Annotated in this window: 8 protein-coding genes; 1 reads left to right on the forward strand and 7 read right to left on the reverse strand. The window is 54.2% G+C overall.

Translation table 11 applies throughout. The features are described from left to right. Positions 1-150 (reverse strand): alanine transaminase (locus tag Q7V48_15485; GenBank protein MDO9212125.1); only part of this gene is annotated, 150 nt, incomplete at its 3' end. 196 nt (positions 151-346) lie between these two features. Between Q7V48_15485 and Q7V48_15490 the strand changes: the two genes are divergently transcribed. Further along, positions 347-1,708 (forward strand): MmgE/PrpD family protein, encoded by a 1,362-nt coding sequence (locus tag Q7V48_15490; protein MDO9212126.1) that lies wholly within the window; start codon positions 347-349, stop codon positions 1,706-1,708. 11 nt (positions 1,709-1,719) lie between these two features. Here the strand turns inward: Q7V48_15490 and Q7V48_15495 are convergent, their stop codons facing one another. The 6 genes from Q7V48_15495 to Q7V48_15520 all read right to left on the reverse strand — a co-directional run bounded on the left by Q7V48_15495 (position 1,720) and on the right by Q7V48_15520 (position 5,180). Then, positions 1,720-2,268: a 2-oxoacid:acceptor oxidoreductase family protein gene (locus tag Q7V48_15495; GenBank protein ID MDO9212127.1), complete on the reverse strand. Its 549-nt coding sequence runs from the start codon at positions 2,266-2,268 to the stop codon at positions 1,720-1,722. Continuing rightward, positions 2,265-2,501 (reverse strand): 4Fe-4S dicluster domain-containing protein, encoded by a 237-nt coding sequence (locus Q7V48_15500; protein MDO9212128.1) that lies wholly within the window; start codon positions 2,499-2,501, stop codon positions 2,265-2,267. The genes Q7V48_15495 and Q7V48_15500 overlap by 4 nt, the downstream gene beginning before the upstream one ends. Continuing rightward, positions 2,498-3,334, reverse strand: coding sequence for a thiamine pyrophosphate-dependent enzyme (locus Q7V48_15505; GenBank protein ID MDO9212129.1), 837 nt, complete (start codon positions 3,332-3,334; stop codon positions 2,498-2,500). Before Q7V48_15505 ends, Q7V48_15500 begins: the two co-directional genes overlap by 4 nt. Further along, positions 3,331-4,467 (reverse strand): 2-oxoacid:acceptor oxidoreductase subunit alpha, encoded by a 1,137-nt coding sequence (locus tag Q7V48_15510; protein ID MDO9212130.1) that lies wholly within the window; start codon positions 4,465-4,467, stop codon positions 3,331-3,333. The genes Q7V48_15505 and Q7V48_15510 overlap by 4 nt, the downstream gene beginning before the upstream one ends. Before the next feature lie 238 nt (positions 4,468-4,705). Beyond that, a complete protein-coding gene (locus Q7V48_15515; GenBank protein ID MDO9212131.1) occupies positions 4,706-4,930 on the reverse strand; it encodes a CopG family antitoxin in 225 nt (74 codons plus the stop codon). Then, a complete protein-coding gene (locus Q7V48_15520) occupies positions 4,917-5,180 on the reverse strand; it encodes a BrnT family toxin (GenBank protein ID MDO9212132.1) in 264 nt (87 codons plus the stop codon). Before Q7V48_15520 ends, Q7V48_15515 begins: the two co-directional genes overlap by 14 nt. Positions 5,181-5,199 lie beyond the last annotated feature (19 nt).

A 5,199-nucleotide genomic window follows, 5' to 3' on the forward strand; every position in this document is an offset into this window, starting at 1 on the left:
TTCTACAATGTGGGGAGGAGTCGGCAAATCCGGGTTCCCCATTCCCAAATCGATGATATCATCCCCTCGTCTTCTGGCTTTCATCTTTAGGTCGTCAACTATGGAAAAGACATAAGGAGGAAGGCGTTTGATGCGGTGAAAATCTTCCATTAAATCCTCCAGGGTAAGTCTCGTTAATAATTTTTTCCCACTGGGAGTAATGAAATTCTTTTAGCTTATCATCATTTTTCTCAACTCATTTGTCAAGACAGAATCTTTCACCGTTATCAAAAAACCAAGTGCATTGCTTCCTTCAGAACTTTTTGATAGGCTAAAGGCAACGAATGCTTCAATGGAGGAAACTCAAATGGAAACCCTCACTGGGAAATTGGCCAGCTTTATCGTTCACCTCAAATACCGAAGCTTGCCGGGAGAAGTTATCCTGAAAGCCAAGCATTGCTTGATGGATACTCTCGGGGCAGCCTTGGCCGGATCTAAAATGCCGGAAGCTCTGATTGCTAAAAAATTGGCTGAAAAATTGAACCCCCGCAAGGAATCTACCCTCTTTACGGGGAAAGGAAAGGTCGGAGTTCTGGAAGCGGCCATGGCCAACGGCATCATGTCCCACGTGCTGGAACTGGATGACGGCAACCGCTTCGCTCAAGGCCATCCGGGAGTGGTAGTCATCCCTGCTGTGCTCGCTTTGGCTGAGAAGGAAAAGGTGAAAGGGAAAGATATCATCTCTGCCATTGTCGCTGGATATGAAATTTTCGGCCGAATTGGAGCCGGAGGTAATCCTTCCCATTTCAACCGCGGTTTTCACACGACCGGGACCTGTGGAACTTTCGCAGCTGCGGCAGCGGCTGGACGGCTTTTGCGGCTGAACGAGGCGAAAATGATCTCCGTATTAGGTATTGCCGGGTCTCAGGCTGCGGGCCTATTCGCTTTCATGGCTGATGGAACCATGACCAAGGTCCTCCATGCAGGAAAGGCGGCCCAAAACGGAATTCTCTCAGCCTATTTGGCCCAATCAGGTTTCACCGGCCCGGCCTACATTCTGGAAGATAAGAGAGGTTTCTACAAAGCCTTTGCCGACACCTTCAACCCCCAAAGAGTGGTGGAAGGATTGGGAGAAAAGTATGAGATCATGAACACCTACGTGAAATACTACGCCTCCTGCCGGCACAGCCATGCTCCTGTTGATGCCATCCTGGACATTCGCAGTCAGACTCCCCTTCGACCTGAGGATATTGAGAAAGTAAATGTCTACACTTATACCATCGCCGCCAAACTGATCGACGGGAAACAGGTTTCCACCCCCATCACTGGCAAGATGAGCCTGCCTTACGCTGCGGCGGTCGCCATTCTCTACGGGAAAGTTGGTCTGGGAGAATTCAAGCCTAAAGTCCTTAACGACCAGGCCGTGCAGGCGCTGATGAAAAAAGTAGACGTTTATCCTGACCCTGACCTGGACAAGCTTGTTCCCGATCACCGGGGCGCTCGGGCGGAAATTTTCCTGACCGACGGGAGAAAACTGACCTCCGAGATTCTCGACCCCAAGGGGGAGCCGGAGAACCCGGGTTCGGAGAATGACATTTATGATAAATTTCGCCTGCTGGCTGGCACAGCGTTCAAAACCGAGAAGGTCAGAAAAGTCCTGGAGAAGATCGATAACCTGGATAAGCTCAAGGACATAGCGGAGCTGACCAACTTATTGGTAGTGAAATAACAATGAAATCCCTACCCGGCGCAGTGCGTCCGGTAATATTCGTAGCCTGCTTCCAGGGCCTTCATATTGACGGCTTCGCTTTTGGCAGGGACGCTTTTCCTGACGACCTGTTGCAGAACAGGGAAGCTCCCCGGGGTGATCAGCTCGATGACCGCCCCCAGCATGAACATGTTGGCCACGATCCGGCTTTTCAACTCCTCCTCAGCGACCTTGGTCGCCGGGACGGGAAAGGTCTTCTTGTAGGGGGCAGGAATCGACTTGATCAGGGTGCTGTCGTAGATCACGAGGGTCTTTTCCGGGTTCCCCTCCTGGAGGTACCGTTTCACCGATTCCTCGGACATGAAGACCATCAGGTCCGGGCGCGCGCTCTTGGGGAAATTGATCTCCTGGTCGGAGATGACCACATCGGTGCGGCACGCCCCGCCGCGGGAAACCGGCCCATAGGATTGGGCCTGAGTCACCTGCAGATCGGGAAAATTCTCCATCATTTGGGCCAGGACTACGCCCATAAGGATGATTCCCTGGCCGCCAAAGCCCGCGAAGATGATCTCTTTCCTCATTCTTTTTCCCCACCTTTCTTTCTGGCGACCACAAACAGGGCCATGTCCGGGCAGTGGGACTCACAGAGCCGGCAGACCCGGCAGTTCTCCAGTTTCACCGGCCGGGGCATGAGATAGTCGAGAGCGCTCCTTTCCTGTCCCGGCTCAAACACCTCGTACTTGCAAATGTACTTGCAGAGCATGCAGCCCTTGCAGTACCTGCGGTCGATTTCAATTCGTTCTGCGCCTTTCAACGCTCTCCTCCTTTGGACTGGGCCTCTTTCACTTTCTGATTCATCCGCTGGACTTCTTCCATGAATTCCGGCTTCTCAATTTGCAGGAAGTCCCCCACGGGAATCTTCCCCTGCGCCTCGACCTCTCCTATTTTGGAAGGGTCTTCGACCGGCACGCAGTGGTCCTTGATCCACTGCAGGTTGAAGTGGGGGGCGCCGGAACCCAGGATGTACCTCCCGGTCTGCACCGGGCACTGGGAGATGACCTCCACAAAGGAAAAGCCTTTGTGGTTCATTGCTTTCTTAAAAGTTCGACTGAGCGCCTTGGGGTGGGCCGTGGACCAGCGGCTGACCATGGTGGCCCCGGCCGCGATGGCCACCTTGCAACCGTCCAGCGGTTTCTCAAGGTTGCCATAAGGGGTGGTTTGCGTCCTGGACCCCACTGGCGTGCTGGGAGCGACCTGCCCCCCGGTCATGGCATAGATTTGATTGTTGACCATGACGACGGTGATGTCGATGTTCCGGCGGGCGGCGTGGAGCAAGTGGTTCCCCCCGATGGCCAGACCGTCCCCGTCTCCCGTGAAGACGACGACCTTACGGGAAGGCCGAGTGGCCTTCAGCCCGATGGCTGCGGGGATGGCGCGGCCGTGAAGAACCTTGAGGACATCGGCGTGGATGTAAACGGGGATCCAGGCGCTGCAGCCGATGCCGGCCGCCAGGGCCAGATCGTTGATGATTCCCAAATCATCCACGGCTTCCAGGAAGGCCTGGACAATCATTCCGTCGCCGCAGCCTGGACAAAAGAGGAAAGGAAGAAAATTCTTCCTGAGGTATTTTTCGCCGAGTGGGTTCATCGTTTCTCCTCCAGGAACCGCAGGAACTCCTGCGGCTGCGGGTAAATGCCCCCGATTTTAGAGAACAACTCAATCGGGATGTCCGGCCGCCGGATGACTCTCCGAACCTCATTGACGAGCATTCCGAGGTTCATCTCCGCCACGACCATGCGCTTGGCTCCCGTAAGTTTACTCCGGAGAAGATCGTCGGGGAACGGCCATATGGTTTTCACTTCAACCGACCGGAGCGCGAGGCCTTTTTCCCGGGCCATATCGACGGCGCTCCGCGCCGACCGGCACACGGAGCCAAAGGAAACAAAGGCGGTCTCCGCCTTCTCGTCTCCATAGGTGCGGACATCGGCGAATTCGGCAATGTGGGCGTCCACTTTGCGGGTGATGCGGTGGATGAACACCTCGGCTTCCTTGGCATTTCCCCGGTTACCGGAGAGGCTCTTGGCCTGGGAGATCACGGGGATTTTATAGCCCGTGTTGAAGGCCGGCATAGGCGGTACGTCATCCTCTCCCGCCTGGAAGGGGATAAACTCTTCCATGGGGACCGTGGGCTTCTTCCGCTCGACGATCTCCAACTGGTCCGGATCCGGGATGGTCACCTTCTCCCGGATGTGGGCGACAACCTCATCCGAAAGGATAATGACGGGAATCCGGAACCGTTCGGCCAGGTTGAAGGCCCGGATCGTATGGTCGAACATTTCCTGGGATGTGGAAGGGCAGAGGGTGATGAGGGAATAGTCCCCATTGGAGCCGTAGCGCGCCTGGTAGAGATCCCCCTGGGCCGTCGAGGTGGACTGGCCCGAAGCGGGTCCCCCCCGCTGTACGTTGACGATGACACACGGGGATTCAACACTGGCGGCCAGGCCGACTCCCTCCTGCATGAGGCAGAAGCCGGGCCCGCTCGTGGCGGTCATCGCCTTAGCCCCGCCCCAGGAGGCCCCGACAACGGCGACAATGGCCGCGATTTCATCCTCCGCCTGCAGGCAAAAGCCATCGACCAGCGGCAGCCGCCGAGCCATCCCTTCCAGGATCTCGCTGGCCGGCGTGATTGGGTAGCCGGCGAAAAAGCGGCAGCCCGCCAGGATGGCCGCCTCCACGCAGGCCTCGTTTCCTTGCATCACCTTGATGCGTCCTTTTTTCATGGCTTCCTTTCTTTCTATTCTTTTAAGGAGTTTTCCGATCAATCCCTTGAGTTTCTTCTTCTATAATAGGCTTGATCTTGGCCTTCTTTCAAGAAAAAATTCCCCCCTCTTTCCCGGGTTCAAGGAAGAAAGATGGGTGGGGGTCTAACAATTTTAATGGTGAATTCGCGTAATGAAAAAAATTAAAGGTAAGATTTTGAGGATGGGCGACGAGGTTCGTGCTCCCTCGCCCTTATGGTCAAGATGCCTTTTCAAGACGCTCCGCAACCCAGACTTTGATGATGGATTGGCGAGGTACGCCCAAACGTTTTGCTTCTTTATCCAACAATTGGATCATCCACATAGGAAAATCTACATTTACCCGTTTCTGTTCCTGCTTAGGTCTCCTTGCTTTTGATATATCAAGGTATTTGGAAATATCCCCTCCTTCATCGAATTTCTTATCAAATTCACGAGCCTTCATATATCTCAACCTCCTCTTTTCGCGACCGCCTTACCGAGATAATCTTTAACTTGTCGCCCCGATACGTTATGACTCCCGACCAGTGCTTTTCTGATATTTTGCCGATTACCAAATATCTTGGCTCATCACTGGTTTTGACGGGTATTTCAATGAGATCGGGATCACTCCACAGGGTTTGGGCCTCATAGAAGTCAATCCCATGTTTTTGCTTGTTGCTGTCGCTTTTCTTGGGATCGAACTCGAATTCCACAGTATAATTATTATACCTT

The sequence above is a fragment of the Deltaproteobacteria bacterium genome (assembly GCA_030654105.1).
GTDB lineage: Bacteria > Desulfobacterota > SM23-61 > SM23-61 > SM23-61 > JAHJQK01.